Source organism: Rhodococcus sp. MTM3W5.2 (genome assembly GCF_001984015.1).
GTDB classification, from domain to species: domain Bacteria; phylum Actinomycetota; class Actinomycetes; order Mycobacteriales; family Mycobacteriaceae; genus Rhodococcus_G; species Rhodococcus_G oryzae.
Genome location: NZ_CP019572.1, coordinates 1,399,409 through 1,419,655, shown reverse-complemented (window position 1 = coordinate 1,419,655; position 20,247 = coordinate 1,399,409). Strand labels below are relative to the sequence as shown.

The 20,247-nt window shown below is 69.1% G+C and carries 1 protein-coding gene and 1 pseudogene; both read right to left on the bottom strand.

From position 1 onward, the window contains the following. Positions 1 to 32: 32 nt before the first annotated feature. Positions 33 to 17,930, bottom strand: a complete 17,898-nt coding sequence (locus BTZ20_RS29710) for a non-ribosomal peptide synthetase (protein WP_077040809.1) — start codon at positions 17,928 to 17,930, stop codon at positions 33 to 35. Then, positions 17,879 to 20,206 (bottom strand): annotated as a pseudogene (locus BTZ20_RS29705) (condensation domain-containing protein); the annotation flags it as partial. The gene BTZ20_RS29710 and the pseudogene BTZ20_RS29705, both read right to left, overlap by 52 nt. Positions 20,207 to 20,247 lie beyond the last annotated feature (41 nt).

Below are 20,247 nucleotides of genomic sequence, written 5' to 3'. Positions count from 1 at the left end.
CCCAACGTCGCCCGCCTGCGGGCCCCGACTCCCTATTCGTCGGCCTCGACCTCCTCGGCGTCCCACACCTCTCGCAGTGCCTCGCCGATCTTGGCGAGCGCGGCGGGTGAGGCCATCCCCCAGTGGGTCTCGTCGATGCCGTGGGTCATGATCCGGCCATCGATTCCGTCCTGCCAGGTGCCCGCGCCGACCTTGCCGCTTGGATCGTCCGCGAGCGCGGCGAAGTACACGAGGTCACCCTTGTACGTCGCGGGCAGGTAGGCATCCATCACGGCGACCGAAGCGCCCGCCGCCTCCACCGCTGCGATGATTCGCTCCGCCCCGAGCGCGTTGAACGGCGCCGGCAGGTTCTCGACGAATCCGCCCAGCATCTCCTCGGACAGCACCTCGGCGGACATGGCCTCGGCCGAGCCCTCCGGAGCGTCGGCCACGAGTGCCGGGAGCAGGCCTCCGAGCAGGTCGCCGGCGGTCATGGCCCGATCGGCGAGCACCCCGTCGGCGGGCCGCTCCGCGAAGCTGTCCATCATGGCCAGCAGCGCGACCTCGTCGCCCTCGGACTGCAGCAGCGCCGCCATCGCGTGAGCGATCACGCCGCCGAGCGACCAGCCGACCAGGTTGTACGGACCCTCGGGCTGCACGGTCCGGATCTGCTCGACGTACACCCGAGCCCATTCCTCCACGGTCTCGGGCAGCGGCGCCGCTCCGGACAGGGCGGGTGACTGCAGTCCGTAGATCCCCCGTTCCTTGTCGATGTGGGCAGACAATCCGGCGAATGCCCACGAGAGCCCGATGATCGGGTGGATGCAGAACACCGGCGGCTTGGATCCGCCGGGCCGCAGCGGGAGCAACACGTCGAATGCCGCGTCCTCGGCCATGTTCTCGAGCCCCAGTCGTGCAGACACGATCCTGGCGGCCAGTGCCTCAGTGGTCGACGTGGTGAACAGCCACATCACCGGAACCTGAGCCTCCAGCTCGGTTCCGAGGCGAGACGCAACCTGCATCGCGACCAGTGAGTTACCACCCAAGGCGAAGAAGTCGTCGTCCAGACCGACCCGCTCGAGACCGAGCAACTCCCCGAACACCGACGCCACAACCCGCTCGACCTCGGTGACCGGAGCACGGAACTCGGCCGCCTCGAACACCGGCGCAGGCAACGCCTTCCGATCCACCTTGCCACTCGACGTGACCGGCAACTCCTCGAGCACCAGCACCTGCGACGGCACCATGTACGCCGGCAACCGATCCGCAGCGACCGCCATCACGTCGGCAACATCGACAACGGCCTCGGGAGCCGCCGTCACATAACCGACCAGATGCCTGCCCGCCGCGGTGTCGACAACCGCCGCCACCGACTGACCCACCGACGGATGCGCGGCCAACGCCGCCTCCACCTCGCCGAGCTCGATCCGCAGACCATGCAGCTTCACCTGGAAATCGGTGCGGCCCAAGAATTCCAGCTCACCCGCCGACGACCAGCGAGCCAGGTCGCCGGTCCGGTACATCCGCTCACCGCCGCCGAACGGGTTCGCCACGAACCGCTCCGCCGTCAGATCCGGCCGCGACTGGTAGCCGCGGGCCAACTGCACGCCCGCCAGATACAGCTCACCCGGCACGCCAACCGGAACCGGACGCAGACGCCCGTCGAGCACAAACACCTTCGTGCCCTCGACCGGACCACCGATCGGCACGACCGCCGCATCGGTCTCGGCCGCCTCACGGCGAGTGACCTGCATCGCCGCCTCGGTCGGACCGTAGAGGTTGTGCACCGCAGCACCGGTGACCCGCACGAACTCCGCCGCCACCACCGCAGGCAACGGCTCGCCACCGGCGAACACCCGCCGCAACGCCGGGGTCCCCGACTCCGGCAACGCCGCCAACACCATCGGCAACATCGACGGCACGAACTGCACCGTCGTCACCGACTGCTCCACCAACACCGCCGCCAGATACTGCGGATCCCGATGACCATCCACCGACGCCAGCACCAACCGGGCACCGACCTGCAGCGGCCAGAAGAACTCCCACACCGACGCATCGAACGTCGCAGGCGTCTTCTGCAGCACCGAATCCCGCTCGTCGAGCCCGTACTCGGCCTGCATCGACACCAACTGGTTCACCGCAGCCCCATGCGAAACCGCAACACCCTTCGGCCGCCCCGTCGAACCCGACGTGAACAACACATACGCCGTGTTCTGCGGACCCAACACACCGATCCGATCCGCGGCCGCCACCGGCCGGACATCGGCCAGATCGATCCCCGCAACGTCGATGACCGGGCGCCCGAACCCAATATCCGAGGGCATACCGGCGTCGACGAGCACCAACAGCGGGTCAGCAGTCTCGATCACGTACCCGATCCGCTCCGCCGGCTGATCCGGGTCGACCGGCACATACGCACCACCGGCACGGACCACCGCATACATCGCGACCACCTGGTCGATCGACCGGCGCATCGCGAGCACCACCCGCGACTCGACCCCGACACCGAGGCCGATCAGATGCCGCGCAACCGCATCGACCCGGGCATTGAACTGCCGATAGGTCAGGGCCATCGACTCGTCGACCATCGCGAGCGCACCCGGAGTCCGCGCAACCTGATCGGCGAACAACGAATCCAACGTCCCCACCGGCGCGGGCGCATCGGTCGCGTTCCACTCCCGCAGCACCAACTCCCGCTCACCCGCACCGAGCAGGTCGATATCGCCGACCGGCGACTCGGTGTCGGTGGTCACCGCACGCAGGATCCGCACCAGGCCATCGGTCACCCGCGCCACACCAGCGGCGTCGAACAACGCGGTGGCATAAGTCAGCACACCCGTCACACCGGCCGGCACGCCGTCGGCGTCGTAGCTGTCGGCGAACCCGAAGTCCAGATCGAACTTCGCCAACACCACATCCGAGTCCACGGCTGCAGCCTTGAGCTCACCGAGTTCGACCTCAGGCGTATCCAGATTCTGGAACGACACCGACACCTGGAACAGCGGCGAGTATGCCTGCGAACGAACGGGGTTGAGCACCTCGACGACCTGCTCGAACGGAACATCGGCATGGCCGAACGCACCGAGGTCGGTCTCCCGAGCCCGGGCGACGATCTCGCCGAACGACGCGCCGCCGTCGACCTCGAGGCGCAACACCAGCGTGTTGACGAACATGCCGACCAGGTCGTCGAGAGCAGCATCACCGCGACCGGCCACCGGGGTGCCGACGACGATGTCGCTGGTCCCCGACAGCCGCGACAACAGCACCGCGACCGCGGCGTGCATCACCATGAACAGCGTCGCACCACTGCGGCGGGCCACCGCATCGAGCGCCGCATGCAACTCGGCGTCGAGCGTGAACTCATGCAAGGCCCCGAGGTTCGACATCACCGCCGGGCGCGGACGATCAGTCGGGAGCTCCAGCACATCCGGAACACCCCGAAGCGCCGCAGTCCAGTAATCCAGCTGGGTCGAGACCAGCGACCGCGGGTCCTGCTCGGAACCGAGAACCTCACGCTGCCACAGCGTGTAGTCCACGTACTGCACCGGCAACGGCGCCCACGACGGCTCCTGCCCGACACTGCGAGCGGCATACGCGACCATCACGTCACGGGTCAGCGGAGCAACCGACCAACCGTCGGCGCTGATGTGATGGACCACCATCGCCAGCACGTACTCGGCACCGGCCTCGACCTCGTACAGCCGGGCCCGCAACGGGACCTGCTCGGTGACGTCGAACGGGGCCGAGACGAACTCCATCGCCGCACCAGCCACCGACTCCGGGTCCACCAGCACCGGCATCAAGTCGATCACCGCCTGATCCGCGGGCAGCACCACCTGGTGACCGATCCCGTCGATGTCGATGTACACCGTGCGCAGCACCTCGTGCCGCGCCACCACATCGGCCACCGCGGCCTGCAGCGCAGCGACGTCGAGCGCGCCCGAGAGCCGCACCGCTACCGGGATGTTGTACGCCGACGACGAAGAATCGAAACGATTGAGGAACCACATCCGCGACTGCGCGGGCGAGAGCGGAATCAGCTCCGGACGCTCCCGCACCGCCAGCGCGACATGACCACCGGCGCCGACAGAGGACGCCAACCGCGCGGCCAACGCCTCGACCGTCGAGGCCTCGAACAACTCCCGCACCGCAACCCTGGCATCGAGTGCGCTGCTCAACCGCGCCGCAACCTGCATCGCGACCAGTGAGTTACCACCCAAGGCGAAGAAGTCGTCGTCCAGACCGACCCGCTCGAGACCGAGCAACTCCCCGAACACCGACGCCACAACCCGCTCGACCTCGGTGACCGGAGCACGGAACTCGGCCGCCTCGAACACCGGCGCAGGCAACGCCTTCCGATCCACCTTGCCACTCGACGTGACCGGCAACTCCTCGAGCACCAGCACCTGCGACGGCACCATGTACGCCGGCAACCGATCCGCAGCGACCGCCATCACGTCGGCAACATCGACAACGGCCTCGGGAGCCGCCGTCACATAACCGACCAGATGCCTGCCCGCCGCGGTGTCGACAACCGCCGCCACCGACTGACCCACCGACGGATGCGCGGCCAACGCCGCCTCCACCTCGCCGAGCTCGATCCGCAGACCATGCAGCTTCACCTGGAAATCGGTGCGGCCCAAGAATTCCAGCTCACCCGCCGACGACCAGCGAGCCAGGTCGCCGGTCCGGTACATCCGCTCACCGCCGCCGAACGGGTTCGCCACGAACCGCTCCGCCGTCAGATCCGGCCGCGACTGGTAGCCGCGGGCCAACTGCACGCCCGCCAGATACAGCTCACCCGGCACGCCAACCGGAACCGGACGCAGACGCCCGTCGAGCACAAACACCTTCGTGCCCTCGACCGGACCACCGATCGGCACGACCGCCGCATCGGTCTCGGCCGCCTCACGGCGAGTGACCTGCATCGCCGCCTCGGTCGGACCGTAGAGGTTGTGCACCGCAGCACCGGTGACCCGCACGAACTCCGCCGCCACCACCGCAGGCAACGGCTCGCCACCGGCGAACACCCGCCGCAACGCCGGGGCCCCCGACTCCGGCAACGCCGCCAACACCATCGGCAACATCGACGGCACGAACTGCACCGTCGTCACCGACTGCTCCACCAACACCGCCGCCAGATACTGCGGATCCCGATGACCATCCACCGACGCCAGCACCAACCGGGCACCGACCTGCAGCGGCCAGAAGAACTCCCACACCGACGCATCGAACGTCGCAGGCGTCTTCTGCAGCACCGAATCCCGCTCGTCGAGCCCGTACTCGGCCTGCATCGACACCAACTGGTTCACCGCAGCCCCATGCGAAACCGCAACACCCTTCGGCCGCCCCGTCGAACCCGACGTGAACAACACATACGCCGTGTTCTCGGCGACCAGCGAGCCCCTGCGGTCGGCCGCAGTCACCGGCCGGACATCGGCCAGATCGACGCCTGCGATCACGACAGCGGTCCGCCCGAACGAGATCTCGCCCAGGTCGGCATCAACCAACACGTACTCCGGGTCGGCCGTCTCGATCACGTGCCCGATCCGCTCCGCCGGCTGATCCGGGTCGACCGGCACATACGCACCACCGGCACGGACCACCGCATACATCGCGACCACCTGGTCGATCGACCGGCGCATCGCGAGCACCACCCGCGACTCGACCCCGACACCGAGGCCGATCAGATGCCGCGCAACCGCATTGACCCGGTCGTCGAACTCACGGTAGGTGAGCGTCTCCGCCCCGCTGACGAGGGCGACCGCACCCGGAGTCCGCGCAACCTGATCGGCGAACAACGAATCCAACGTCCCCACCGGCGCAGGCGCATCGGTCGCGTTCCACTCCCGCAGCACCAACTCCCGCTCACCTGCACCGAGCAGGTCGATATCGCCGACCACCACGTTCGGGCCCACCGTGTCGCCGACCGGCGACTCGGTGCCCGCCGTCACCGCACGCAGGACTCGAAGCAGACCGTCGACCATGCGCTCGACACCGGCGGCGTCGAACAGTGCCGTGGCATAGGTCACCGCACCGTGTAGGCCTGCAGGCGCACCGTCGGCGTCATAGCTGTCTACGAACCCGAACTCCAGATCGAACTTGGACAGCACCACATCCGAGTCCACACCGGAGACCGTCAGTCCACCGAGCTCGACCTCCGGGGAGTCGAGGTTCTCGAAGGACAGCGACACCTGGAACAGCGGCGAGTATGCCTGCGAACGAACGGGGTTGAGCACCTCGACGACCTGCTCGAACGGAACATCGGCATGGCCGAAGGCACCGAGGTCGGTCTCCCGAGCGCGGGCGACGATCTCGCCGAACGACGCACCGCCGTCGACCTCGAGGCGCAACACCAGCGTGTTGACGAACATGCCGACCAGGTCGTCGAGCAAGGCGTCGCCGCGACCGGCCACCGGGGTGCCGATGACGATGTCGCTGGTCCCCGACAGCCGTGCCAGCAGCACCGCGAGCGCGGCGTGCATCACCATGAACAGCGTCGCACCACTGCGGCGGGCGACCTCATCGATCGCCGCGTGCAACTCGGCGTCGATCGTGAACGGCTGCACCGCACCGAGGTTCGACATCACCGCGGGGCGCGGACGATCAGTCGGGAGCTCCAGCACATCCGGCGCGCCGCGAAGCGCGGCGGTCCAGTAGGCCAGTTGAGCCGACATCAGCGACTGCGGGTCCTGCTCGGAACCGAGCACCTCACGCTGCCACAGCGTGTAGTCCACGTACTGCACCGGCAACGGCGCCCACGACGGCTGCTGCCCCGTGCTGCGGGCGGCGTAGGCCACCACCACGTCGCGAGTCAGCGGAGCAACCGACCAACCGTCGGCACTGATGTGGTGCACGGTCATCGCCAGCACGTACTCGGCACCGGCCTCGACCTCGTACAGCCGGGCCCGCAACGGGACCTGCTCGGTGACGTCGAACGGGGCCGAGATGAATTCCACGGCCATCGCGGCCACCGACTCGGCGGCCGCGACCACCGGAGTCAGCTCGATCGCCGCCTGGTCTGCGGGCAGCACCACCTGGTGACCGATCCCGTCGATGTCGACGTACACCGTGCGCAGCACCTCGTGCCGCGCCACCACATCGGCCACCGCGGCCTGCAGCGCAGCGAAGTCGAGCGCGCCCGAGAGCCGCACAACGATCGGGATGTTGTATGCCGAGGAATCCCGGTCGAATCGGTTGAGGAACCACATCCGCGACTGCGCGGGCGAGAGCGGAATCAGCTCCGGACGCTCCCGCACCGCCAGCGCGACATGACCGCCCGCACCGGCAGACGACGCCAACCGCGCGGCCAACGCCTCGACCGTCGAGGCCTCGAACAGCTCCCGCACCGCAACCCTGGCATCGAGTGCGCTGCTCAACCGCGCCGCAACCTGCATCGCGATCAGCGAGTTGCCGCCCAAAGCGAAGAAGTCGTCATCGAGACCGACCCGCGCCACCCCGAGGAGGTCCGCGAACGTGCCGGCCACAACCTGCTCCACCGGAGTCGTCGGCGCCCGGAACTCGGCAGCTTCGAACACCGGCGCCGGCAGCGCCTTCCGGTCCAGCTTGCCGCTCGAGTTCAGCGGGAACTCGTCGAGCACCAGCACCTGCGACGGCACCATGTAGGCCGGCAGCTCGGCCGCGACCACGGCCCGCAGCTCGGCGGCCGTCGGTGCGGTACCGGCCCGAACCGTCACGTAGCCGACGAGGTGCTCGCCCGCGCGCGGGTCGCGCACCATCGTCACGAGTGACTGGGTGACCTCGTCGCAGCGCATGAGCGCCGACTCGATCTCGCCGAGCTCGATCCGCAGTCCGCGCAGCTTCACCTGGAAGTCGGTGCGGCCCAGGTACACCAGCTCACCGAGCTCGTTCCACCGCACCAGGTCACCGGTCCGGTACATCCGGGCACCCGGCTCCGAGGACGTTCCGGTCGCGGCGAACGGATCGGCGACGAACCGGTCTGCGGTCAGGTCGACGCGGCCGTGGTAACCACGGGCCAGCTGCGCGCCTGCCAGGTACAACTCACCCGGCACACCCGCCTGCACGGGGTGCAGGCGCTCGTCGAGCACATAGGCCCTCGTGTTCCACGCCGGACCGCCGATCGGCACGATCCCGTCGACGGGACCGGTGATCTCGTGTCCGGTGGTGGTGATGGCGGCCTCGGTCGGACCGTAGGTGTTGTGCAGCCCGCCGTGGAAGTGCGCGCGCACGGTGTCGACCAGTTCGGCGGACAGGGCCTCGCCGCCACTGTGCAGATGGCGCAGCGACGACAGTGCCTCCGCATGACCCTCGGCGACCATCGCCGCGATCACCGACGGCACGAACTCGGCGATGGAGACGCCGTGAGTACGCATCAGGCCCGCCAGGTACCCCATGTCGAGGTGCCCACCGGGACGCGCGATGACCAGTCGAGCGCCGACGCACAGGGGCAGGAAGCACTCCCACACCGAGACGTCGAAGGTGAACGGCGCCCGCTGCATGACGCAGTCGGCATCGGTGACCCCGTATTCGCCCTCCAGCCACCGCATCTGGTTGACGATCGCGGCGTGCGAGACGGTGACGCCCTTGGGCCGCCCGGTCGAACCGGAGGTGTAGAGCACGTACGCCGGGTGCGCGGGCCGCAGCGGCGAGGTCCGCTCGCCGTCCCGCACCGGCGCATCGCTGTGACCGGACAGATCGAGGGCCGCGATGTCCACCGTCCGAACCTCGAGGGAGATCGGAGTTCCTGCGGTCAGAACCAGCAGCGGTGCTGCGGACTCCACCACGTAGGCATTGCGTTCGACCGGCTGATCCGGATCGATCGGCACATAGGCGGCACCGGCCTTGACGATCGCGTGCATGCCGACGAGCATCTCGATCGAACGCGGGATCGCCAGCCCGACACGGGTCTCCGGACCGACGCCCTCCGCGACCAGCCATCTGGCCAGCCGGTTCACCCGGGCATCGAACTGCGCGTACGTCAGCTCGACCCCTTCGAAGATCACCGCCACCTCGTCGGGGCGGCGAGCGACCTGGGTGTCGATGAGGTCGACGAGGGTGGAGGGTGCGACCTCGACCACGGTGTCGTTCCAGTCGCCGAGCACCACGGCACGCTCCGCGTCGGCCAGCAGCTCGATGTCGCCGACCGGGGTCTCGTCGCCGCCCACCACCGCGGCCAGGATGCGGCCGAACGTCGCCGCGATGGCCTCCGCCGTGGTGGCGTCGAACAGGTCGACGGCGTAGGTGAGCTGCGCCGTCAACCCGTTCGGAGCGCCGTCCTCGTCATAGCGGTCGACCATCGTGAAGTCGAGGTCGAACCAGGTGACGACCGCATCGATGTCGAGCCCCGCCACGTGCAGCCCCGGCAGATCCAGCTCGGACTTGGCCAGGTTCTGGAACGTGAGCGCGACCTGGAACAGCGGCGAGTGCGACTGAGAGCGCACCGGCGAGATCGCGTCGACGACCCGCTCGAATGGCACGTCCGCATGCCCGAAAGCGGCCAGGTCCTGGTCCCGGACATGAGCCAGGAATGCTCCGAATCCCGCGGCGGGATCGACCTGAGTACGCAGCACCAGGGTGTTGACGAACATGCCGACCAGGTCGTCGAGCTGGGCCTCGCCGCGACCGGCCACCGGCGCACCGATCGCGATGTCGGTGCCTCCGGACAGCCGTGCCAGCAACACCGCGAGTGCGCCGTGCACGACCATGAACTGGGTCACCGCGTGCTCGCGTGCGATCCGCTCGACACCGCGATGTACCTCGGCGTCGATCTCGAAGACCAGCTTTGCTCCGCGATTGCTCGCGACCGCCGGGCGCGGCCGGTCGGTCGGCAGCTCGATCAGATCGGGGAGACCGGCAAGCGTCTCCGTCCAGTACCCGACCTGACGGGCGACGAGCGACGAGCGATCCTCCTCGGATCCGAGCACCGCGCGCTGCCAGAGCGCGAAGTCCGCGTACTGCACCGCGAGCGGCGCCCAGGCGGGCGCCTGGCCGAGGCTGCGCGCCGCGTAGGCGAGCATCACGTCGCGGGTCAGCGGGGCGATCGACCAACCGTCGGCGCTGATGTGGTGCACGACCAGCACCAGCACGAACTCGTTCGGACCGACCAGGAACAGCGACCCCCGAAGCGGCACACCCGCTGAGACGTCGAACGGCGTCGTGACCAGTGCGGCGACCCTGTCGAACACCTCGGACTCGGCGATCGACACCGGAGTCAGATCCGGGACGGCTTGTGCCGCAGACACGATCACCTGCTGCGGCGCCCCGTCGACCTCGGGGAAGACGGTGCGCAGCGACTCGTGCCGCTCGAGCACGTCGACCACCGCCGCCTGGAGCGCCGCGGTGTCGAGCTCGCCGGTCAGCCGGATGGCCATCGGAATGTGGTACGCCGCCGACTCGGGGTCGAATCGGTTGAGGAACCACATCCGCTGCTGTGCCAACGACAACGGCAACTCGTCGGGACGGTCGCCCGCGACGAGGGCCGGACGCGCACCCTCACCGGCGTGCGACGCCACCGCGGCCGCCAGCATCGCAACCGTTGACGCGTCGAAGAGCGTCCGCACCGACACCGTGGTGTCCAGCGCCGCGCCGAGTCGCGCGGTCACCTGGGTGGCGATCAGGGAGTTGCCGCCGAGCTCGAAGAAGTCGTCGTCGGCACCGATTCGCGTTGCGCCGAGAACATCGGCGAACACGCTCGCGACGATCTCCTCGGTCGGAGTGGACGGCGCCCGGAACTGCCTGGCCTGCAGCACCGGAGCGGGAAGCGCCTTGCGGTCCAGCTTGCCGCTGGCATTGAGGGGGAACGCGTCCAGCACGACGAAGACCGACGGCACCATGTAGGCGGGCAGGCTCGCGCGGAGCGCGGTCCTGACCTCGTCCAGGTCCACGGTCTCCCCCGCGGCGGGCACGACGTAACCGACGAGCGCCTCGCCGGACCGCTCGTCGCGGTGCAGGGTCACCACGGACTGCTCGATCGCCGGCACGGCCAGCAGCGCCGTCTCGATCTCGCCGAGTTCGATGCGCAGACCGCGCAGCTTCACCTGGAAGTCGGTGCGGCCCAGGTACTCGAGCTCGCCGCCGGTGACCTCGCCGGTCGTGCCGTCCATCGTGTGGATCCAGCGCACCAGGTCACCGGTGCGGTACATCCGCTGCCCGGTCACGAAGGGATTGGCCACGAACCGGTCGGCGGTCAGGTCGGTGCGTCCCACGTACCCGCGGGCCAGCTGGTCGCCTGCCAGGTAGAGCTCGCCCGCGACCCCCATCGGAACGGGGCGAAGCCGTGCGTCCAGGACGAACACCTGCGTGTTCCACACCGGCGCACCGATCGGCACGCTCACCCGGTCCGCGGCGGTGACCTCGTGGAAGGTGACGTCCACCGCGGCCTCCGTCGGGCCGTACAGGTTGTGCAGCCGCGCCTGGGGCGCGACCTCCCGCAACCGGTCCGCGGTCTGGGCAGGCAGGGCCTCGCCGGACGCGAACACGCGAACGAGCGAGTGCGCCTCCGTCACAGAGGGTTCCGCGACGAACAGGGCCAACATCGACGGCACGAAGTGGGCGGTGGTCACCGACTGGTCGGCGATCACCTGCGCCAGGTACGCCGGGTCCCGATGGCCGTCGGGCACGGCGATCACCAGGCGTGCACCGACCTGCAGCGGCCAGAACAGCTCCCAGACCGACACGTCGAAGGTGACCGGGGTCTTCTGCAGCACGGCGTCCCGCGCGTCGAGGCCGTACTCCGCCTGCATCCACATCAGACGGTTGACGATCGCGCCGTGGCTGACCGCGACGCCCTTCGGCCTGCCCGTCGATCCCGAGGTGAAGATGACGTAGGCGGTGCTCGACGGGATCAGCACGCCGCTGCGCTCGGCGCTCGTCACCGGTCCGGCTTCCACGCCGGAAAGCTCCAGCGCATCGATGTTCAGGACAGACCTGTCCCCTGGTGCCTCGAATCCGTCCCGCGTGGTCGACAGGACGCACACCGGGTCGGCTGTGTCGAGGATGTGTCCGATCCGATCGGCCGGCTGGTCCGGGTCGATCGGCACGTACGCGCCGCCCGCCTCGAGCACCGCGTAGATCCCGACGAGGAGATCGAAGGACCTGCGCACGGCCAGCGCGACGAGCGATTCCGGACCGACGCCCATCGAGATCAGGTGCCTGGCCAGACGGTTCGCCCGCGCCGAGAACTCGGCGTAGGTGAGCGACTCACCGTCGAACGTGAGCGCCACCGAGGTCGGCGTCGCGGCAACCTGCTCGTCGAACAGATCGACGAGGGTCTGCGGGACGATCAGTTCGTCCGTCGCGTTCCAGTCGAACAGCACACGCTCCCGCTCGGCGTCGCCGAGCAGGTCGATGTCGCCCACCCGGACGCCGGGGTCCGCGACCGCGGCGCGCAGGATCCGGACCAACCGCTGCGCGAACGCCTCGATCGTGGCCCGGTCGAACAGGTCGGTGGCGTACCGCAACGCGGCACCCATCCCGTCGGGACGACCCCCGACCTCGATTCCCTCGGTGACGATCAACGTCAGGTCGAACTGGCTGCTGTCGACCTCGTAGTCGACACCGCTGATCGTCAGCTCGGGCAACTCGAGGGTGGTGTTCTCGTTGTGCTCGAAGGTCATCGACGCCTGGAACAGCGGCGAATGCGACTGCGAGCGAGCCGGGTTGAGCACCTCGACGAGTCGCTCGAACGGGATCTCGGAGTGCCCGAACGCGGCCAGGTCGGCCACCCGGACCTTCCGGAGCAGGTCGCCGAACGAGCCGGACGGGTCGACCTCGGTGCGCAACACCAGGGTGTTGACGAACATGCCGACCAGGTCGTCGAGCTCCGCCTCGCTGCGGCCGGCGATCGGCGTGCCGACCGCGATGTCGGTGCCGCCGGACAGGCGCGCGAGCAGCACCGAGTAGGCGGCGTGCACGACCATGAAGGTGGTGACGCCGAATTCACGGGCCAGCGCCTCGATGCCGGCGACGACCTCCGGGTCGATCTCGAAGGGCAGTCGTGATCCGCGACCGGACGCCACCGCGGGCCGGGGCCGGTCGGTGGGCAGTTCGAGCACGTCCGGGAGTCCCGCGAGGGTGTCCTTCCAGAACCCGATCTGCCCGGCGGCCAACGACTCCGGATCGTCTTCGGAACCGAGCCGCTCGAGCTGCCACAGGGTGAAGTCGGCGTACTGCACCGGGAGCGGCGCCCAGGCCGGCTGCTGACCCGCCGCGCGCGCCACATAGGCGAGCGTCAGGTCACGGGCCAGCGGCCCGGTCGAGACTCCGTCGGTGCTGATGTGGTGGATCGCCATCACGAGCACGTGCTCGTCGACGCCGGTCCGCAGCACCGCGCCGCGCACGGGCACCCGCTCGCTCACATCGAATCCGGCCCCGAGGATCTCGATCACCCGATCGGTCACCTCGTGCGCCTGGGTGTCCACCGGCTCGAGGTCCAGCACGACCTGGTCGGCCGGGAGGATGACCTGCGCCGGACCCTGCTCGTCGTTCGGGAACACGGTACGCAGCGACTCGTGCCGCTCGAGCACGTCCCGGACCGCCAGTTCGAGCGCCTCGATGTCGAGGCGTCCGCGCAGGCTGATTGCCAGCGGGACCGTGTAGGCGGAGGACGACGGATCGAACTGGTTGAGGAACCACATCCGATTCTGTGCGAGGGACAACGGGATCCGGTCCGGCCGGACCCGCGCGGTGAGCGCGGTCCCCCGTGCCGCTCCTGTGGTGGCATCGGCACGGGCGGCCAGGCCCGCCACCGTTGCGTCCTCGAACACCTCCCGCACCGCCAGCGCGCATCCCAGCGCGGCGTCGATCCGGGAGACCAACCGCATGGCGAGCAGCGAGTTGCCGCCGAGCTCGAAGAAGTCGTCGTCGAGACCGACCTGCTCGATACCGAGCACGTCACCGACCACCGCCGCCACCGTCTGCTCGGTGGGCGTCACCGGCGCGCGGAACACCCGCGCCGCGAACACCGGGGCAGGCAACAGCTTCCGATCCAGCTTGCCTGCGGTGTTCAGCGGGAACGCGTCGAGCACCATCACCGTCGCCGGGACCATGTACCCCGGCAGCGTGCCTGCCACCTGCGCGCGCAGGTCCGCGCCGTTCGCGCCGGGCGCCACCACATAGGCGACCAACTGGTCACCCGTTGCTGCGCCGGTGTGCAGCACCACCACGGCCTGCGCGACTCCGGTCAACCGCTCGAGCGCCGACTCGATCTCACCCAGTTCGATCCGCTGACCGCGCAGCTTGACCTGGAAGTCGGTGCGCCCCACGTACTCCAGCCAACCCCGCCGATCCCATCGGGCCAGGTCGCCGGTGCGGTACATCACCGAACCGGCACCGTCGAACGGATTCGCGACGAATCGCTCCGCCGTCCGATCGGGCCGACCGTGGTAGCCGCGGGAGACCTGGGCGCCGGCCAAATAGACCTCACCCGACACACCCATCGGGACCGGGTGCAGGCGCGAGTCGAGCACGTACGCCTTCATGTTCCATACGCCGCGACCGATCGGCATCGAGTCCGTCTCGGCCCCGTCGCACCAGTGGTGCACCGACGTCAACGTCGTCTCGGCCGGTCCGTAGGCGTTGTTCAGTCGCACATCCGACGCCTCCAGCGTGCGCGCCGCCAGCTCGGGGCTCAGTGCCTCGCCTGCCAGCTGCAGCGCCCGGACGGTCGGCGGCAACGCCGTCTCCGGCTCGGACATCAGCGTCGCCAACATCGAGGGCACGAAGCCGAGCAGCGTCACACCCCACTCGCGGCACATCTCCACGAGGTAGCGCGGATCCCGGTGCCCGTCGGGCCGGGCGATCACCAGGTGTGCACCCGCGAGGAACGGCACGAACAGCTCCCACACCGACGGGTCGAACACCACAGGCGTCTTCTGCAGCACCACGTCGTCCGCGGTGACCGCGTACTCGTCGACGAACCACGACAGCTGGTTCACGATCGCCGCGTGCGGGACGGACACACCCTTCGGCACGCCCGTCGATCCCGACGTAAAGATCACATATGCCGGGTTTTCGGGACGCAGCGGCGAGACCCGGTCCGCGTCGCGCACCGGGGCGTCGCTGAACTCGGCCAGGTCGACCGTGTCGACCTCGACGACCGCGAGTCCCGCGGGCACCTCGACACCGTCGAACGACGTCGTGATCACACACACCGGTTCCGCGATCTCGTACACCGTGGCCAGGCGTTCCTCCGGCTGGTCCGGATCCGCAGGCACGAACGCCGCGCCCGCCTTGACCACTGCGAACATCGCGGCCAGCATCTCCACCGACCTGCGCGCCGCGACGACAACGGTCGACTCCGGCCCGACGCCGCGGGATATCAGCGCCCTCGCGAGCCGGTTCACCCGAGCGTCGAACTCCGCGGCCGAGATCGTGGTCCCGTCGAACGAGACTGCCGGATGCGCGGCGAATCGTGCTGCGGCGTCGTCGATCCAGTCGACGAGCGTCCCCTGCCGGACCTCGGCGGTGGTGGCATTCCAGTCGACCAGCGTCCGCTGCAGCTCCGACTCCGAGACCAGGTCCAGGTCACCGACCACCCGATCGATGTCGGCGGTCGCCTGATCGAGCACGGCGACGAGGCCATCGGCGAACGACCGCACGGTCTGCTCGTCGAACAGGTCTGTGGCATAGGTGACGACCACGTCCATGCCGTCGACCAGGCCGTCGACATCGAGGCGATCCGACATCGTGAAGTCGAGGTCGAACTTGGCGACCACCATGTTCGCGTCCAGAGCGCTGACCGTGAGTCCGGGAAGTTCCAGATCGGCACGGGTCAGGTTCTGGAACGTCAACGAGACCTGGAACAGCGGCGAGTGCGACTGCGACCGGACCGGCGAGATGACGTCCACGAGTCTTTCGAACGGCACGTCCGCGTTCCCGAAGGCGGTCACGTCGGTGTCCCTGACCCGGGCGACCAGGGCCGCGAAAGACTCGCCTGCCTCCACCCGTGCGCGCAGCACCACCGTGTTGACGAACATGCCGACCAGATCGTCGAGCCCTGCTTCACCGCGGCCGGCGATCGGGGCGCCGATCGCGATGTCCTCGGTACCTGACAGCCGGGCGAGCAGCACCGCGAGGGCGGCGTGCACGACCATGAACTCCGTGACGCCCTGCTCCCTGGCGAGCCGCTCGATGCCCCCGCGCAGCTCGCGGCCGATCTCGGCGGACACGGTTGCGCCCCGATTGCTCGCGATCGCGGGCCGGGACCGGTCGGTCGGCAGCTCCAGCAGGCCCGGCAGGCCGTCGAGTGCGCCGCGCCAGTGGTCCAGCTGGTTCGCGATCAGAGAGTCCGAATCGTCCTCGGAGCCGAGCAGCCCGCGCTGCCAGAGCGCAAAGTCGGCGTACTGCACGGGCAGCGGCGACCAGTCCGGTCCGAGCCCGCCGGATCGCCGCGCCGAGTAGGCCACCATCACGTCGCGGGTCAGCGGCGCGATCGACCATCCGTCGGCGCTGATGTGGTGAACAGACAGGACGAGGACATAGTCGCGTTCGCCTGTCGTGTACAGCGCCGCGCGCAGCGGCACCTCGGCGACGACGTCGAAAGGCGCCGACATCAGCGCGACGACCCGGTCGAGGATCTCGGCCTCGGTGACGACCACCGGGGTCAGATCCGGAACCGCTTGCGCGACCGGCACGATCACCTGCTGCGGGTCCCCGTCGACCGCCGGGTAGACGGTGCGCAGCGACTCGTGCCGCTCGAGCACGTCCACGACGGCGGACTCCAACGCCGCGGTGTCGAGATCGCCGGTGAGCCGGATCGCGACGGGAATGTTGTACGCCGCCGAGCCCGGATCCATCCGGTTGAGGAACCACATCCGCTGCTGCGCGAGCGAGAGCGGAATCCGGTCCGGGCGCTCCTGTGCGACAAGCGCCTCGCGGCTGCCCTTCCCGACGTACTGCTCGACCGCGGCCGCGAGTGCCTCGACGGTCGAGGCGTCGAACAACGTGCGCACCGGCACGGTCGCGTCCAGAGACACGCCAAGACGGGCCGTGACCTGGGTTGCGATCAGCGAGTTTCCGCCGAGATCGAAGAAGTCGTCGTCGAGTCCGACGCGCTCGATCCCGAGCACATCTGCGAAGGTGGACGCGACCGCCTCCTCGACGGCATTGGTCGGCGCGCGGTACGCCTTCGCCGCGAACGCGGGCGCCGGCAACGCCTTTCGATCCAGCTTGCCGACCGGGGTACGCGGGATCTCGTCCAGCACCATGATCACCGACGGGACCATGTGCTGGGCCAGCGACTGTCCGAGCACGGACTTGAGCGCCTCGACGTCGACCTCGACGCCGTCCTCCGCCAGCACATAGGACACCAGGGAGCTGACGCCCCCGGTGCCGGAGTGCCCAAGCGTGACCGCGAACTCGATGCCCGGCTGCGCGGTGAGCAACGAGTCGACCTCACCCAGCTCGACCCGGAAGCCGCGGACCTTGACCTGGAAGTCCGACCGCCCGACGTAGTCGAGTTCGCCGTTACCGGTCCACCGGACCAGGTCGCCGGTCCGGTACATGCGCCCGCCCGGCTGGCCGAAGGGATCCGCGACGAAGCGGTCCGCCGTCAGATCCGGACGCCCGCGGTAGCCGCGGGCCAGGCTGGACCCACCGATGTACAGCTCGCCGACGACTCCGTCGGGAACGGGCCGCAACCGGGTGTCGAGCACCAGTGCCCGCACCCCGCAGACCGGGCGGCCGATGGTGATGGGCTGTCCGGGAACCAGCGGTTCGGTGAAGGAGACGACGATGGTCGTCTCGGTGGGTCCGTATCCGTTCAGGAACTCTCGGTCACCACCCCATCTGGCCACCAGGTCCGGCGTGCACGCCTCGCCGCCGACGCCGATCATGCCCAGGTCGGGCAGTTCGGACGGGTCAACCGAGGACAGCGTCGTGGGGTCATCATCGCGTGGGTCACCCGCTCGCCACGCAGCAGCGCCGCCAGTTCCGCACCGCCGTAGATCGTGGTCGGGGCGATCACCAGGCACGCACCCACCCTCGCGGCGAGCAGCATCTCGTTGATCGAGATGTCGAAGCTCGGCGAGGCGAAATGCAGGACACGCGAATCCGCGGTCACCAGGGTGGCCCGGCGCTGGAACTCGACGAAGTCCGCCAGGCCGACGTGGGTGACCACGACGCCCTTGGGCTTACCCGTGGAGCCGGACGTGTAGATCACCCAGGCCGGCTGCTCGAGCCGGACCGGACTGATGCGATCTGCGTCGGTGATCGGCGCGGCCGAGGACTCGGACAACTGCGCGACGAGGTCGCCGTCATCGAGAACGAGCCACTGGACCGAACTCGGCAGTGCATCCGCGAACAGTCCTGCGGTGACACCGACGACGACCTCCGAATCGGTGACCATGTGCTCGATCCGGTCCGCAGGGTAGCTCGGGTCGATGGGCACATAGGCGGCACCGGTCTTCGCCACCGCCCAGATGGCGAGCACCGATTCCACCGAACGAGGCAGGGCCATCGCGACGACCGATTCCGGACCCGCGCCGCGGGCGATCAGAATCCGTGCCAGGCGAGAGGATTCCTCATCGAGTTCACGGTAGGTCACCGATCGTCCGGGCGCGGAGAGCGCGACCGCCGACGGATCCAATGATGCTGCAGTGGAGAGGAATTCGGGAAGCGAAACCGGCTCGGTCACGCCGGCACCGATCCTGCTCGCGAGGTCGCCGCGCTCGGTCGAGGACAGGATCTCGATGTCGCCGACGGGCGCGTCCACGTCCGCGACGATCGACTCGAGCACCCGGATGAACCGGGCCACGAAGCCCTCGACCGTCGCGCCGTCGAACAGGTCCGTCGCGTAGGTGAAGCCGCCCGCGACACCCGCGGCCGAACCCTCGCCGTCGAAGGTCTCGGACAGGTTCACCTGCAGGTCCAGGCGGGCGACCTTCGGGTCCACGTCCACGACGTCGACCCGCAGGCCCGGCAGTTCGAGCGAGGTCTGCCCGATGTTCTGCATCGACAACGCCACCTGGAACAGCGGGGTCCGGGCCTGCGAGCGCTCGGGACTGAGCACCTCGACGAGCCGCTCGAACGGAACGTCTGCATTCGCGAAGGCGGACAGGTCCACCTCGCGGGTGGACGCGAGGAACTCGGCGAACGAACGGGCAGGCGCCACCTCGGTCCGGAGGACCAGGGTGTTGACGAACATGCCGACCAGATCGTCGAGTGCCGCCTCACCGCGGCCGGCGACCGGCGTGCCGATCGTGATGTCCTCGGTGCCGCTGAGCCGCGCCATCAGCACTGCCAGCGCCGAGTGCAGCACCATGAACATCGTCGAGTTGTGATCTCGCGCGAGTTCGATCAATCCGCGGTGCAGGTCGGTGCCGATGGTGAACTCCACCGTGTCGCCCACGTGAGAGGCGATCATCGGTCGCGGGCGGTCCGCGGGCAGATCGAGCTGGACCGGCACGTTGTCGAGGGTCTGCGTCCAGTACGAGATCTGCTGGGCGATCAGCGACTCCGGATCCTGCTCGGACCCGAGGACCTCCCGCTGCCACAGCGCGAAGTCCGCGTACTGCACCGCCAGCGGCTCCCATCCGGGCAGCTCACCGGCCGACCTGGCCGCATAGGCGATCATGACGTCCCTGGTCAGGGGGCCGATCGAGAAGCCGTCGCCGGCGATGTGGTGGACCACGAGGACCAACACGTGCTCATCGGTTCCCGCCACGGAGAACAGGACCGCGCGCACCGGCACGGCAGCCGTGACGTCGAAGCCCTGCGTCGCGACCGCGATCACCCGCTCGAGCACCTCGTCCGCGCCGATCTCGATCTCGGCGAGCTCCAGCGCGGCGGACTCGGCCTGCAGGATCACCTGATGGCCGGTGCCGTCGAGGGCCGGGTACACCGTACGCAGCACCTCGTGCCGCGCGATCAGGTCACCGATCGCGGCCTTGAGCGCGTCGACATCCAGGCCTCCGGTCAACCGAACCGCCACCGGGATGTTGCTGGCCGCGGAGGTCGTGTCGAACTGGTTGATGAACCACATCCGCTGCTGGGCCATCGACAGTGGGATGGCCTCGGGACGCGGCCTGGCGGCCAACTCGATCCGGCCACCCGAGCCTGCGTGCACCTGCAGACGGGCCGCGAGTGCCGCAACGGTCGACGCCTCGAACAGCTCACGGACCGGCACTCGGGTGTCGAGTGCCGCCCCGATCCGTGCCATCAGCTGCGTCGCGACCAGCGAGTTGCCACCGAGCTCGAAGAAATCGTCGTCCAAGCCGACCTGCGGGGCGCCGAGCACCTCACTGAAGACGTCGGCCACGACCTGCTCGACCCGGGTAGTGGGCGCGCGGA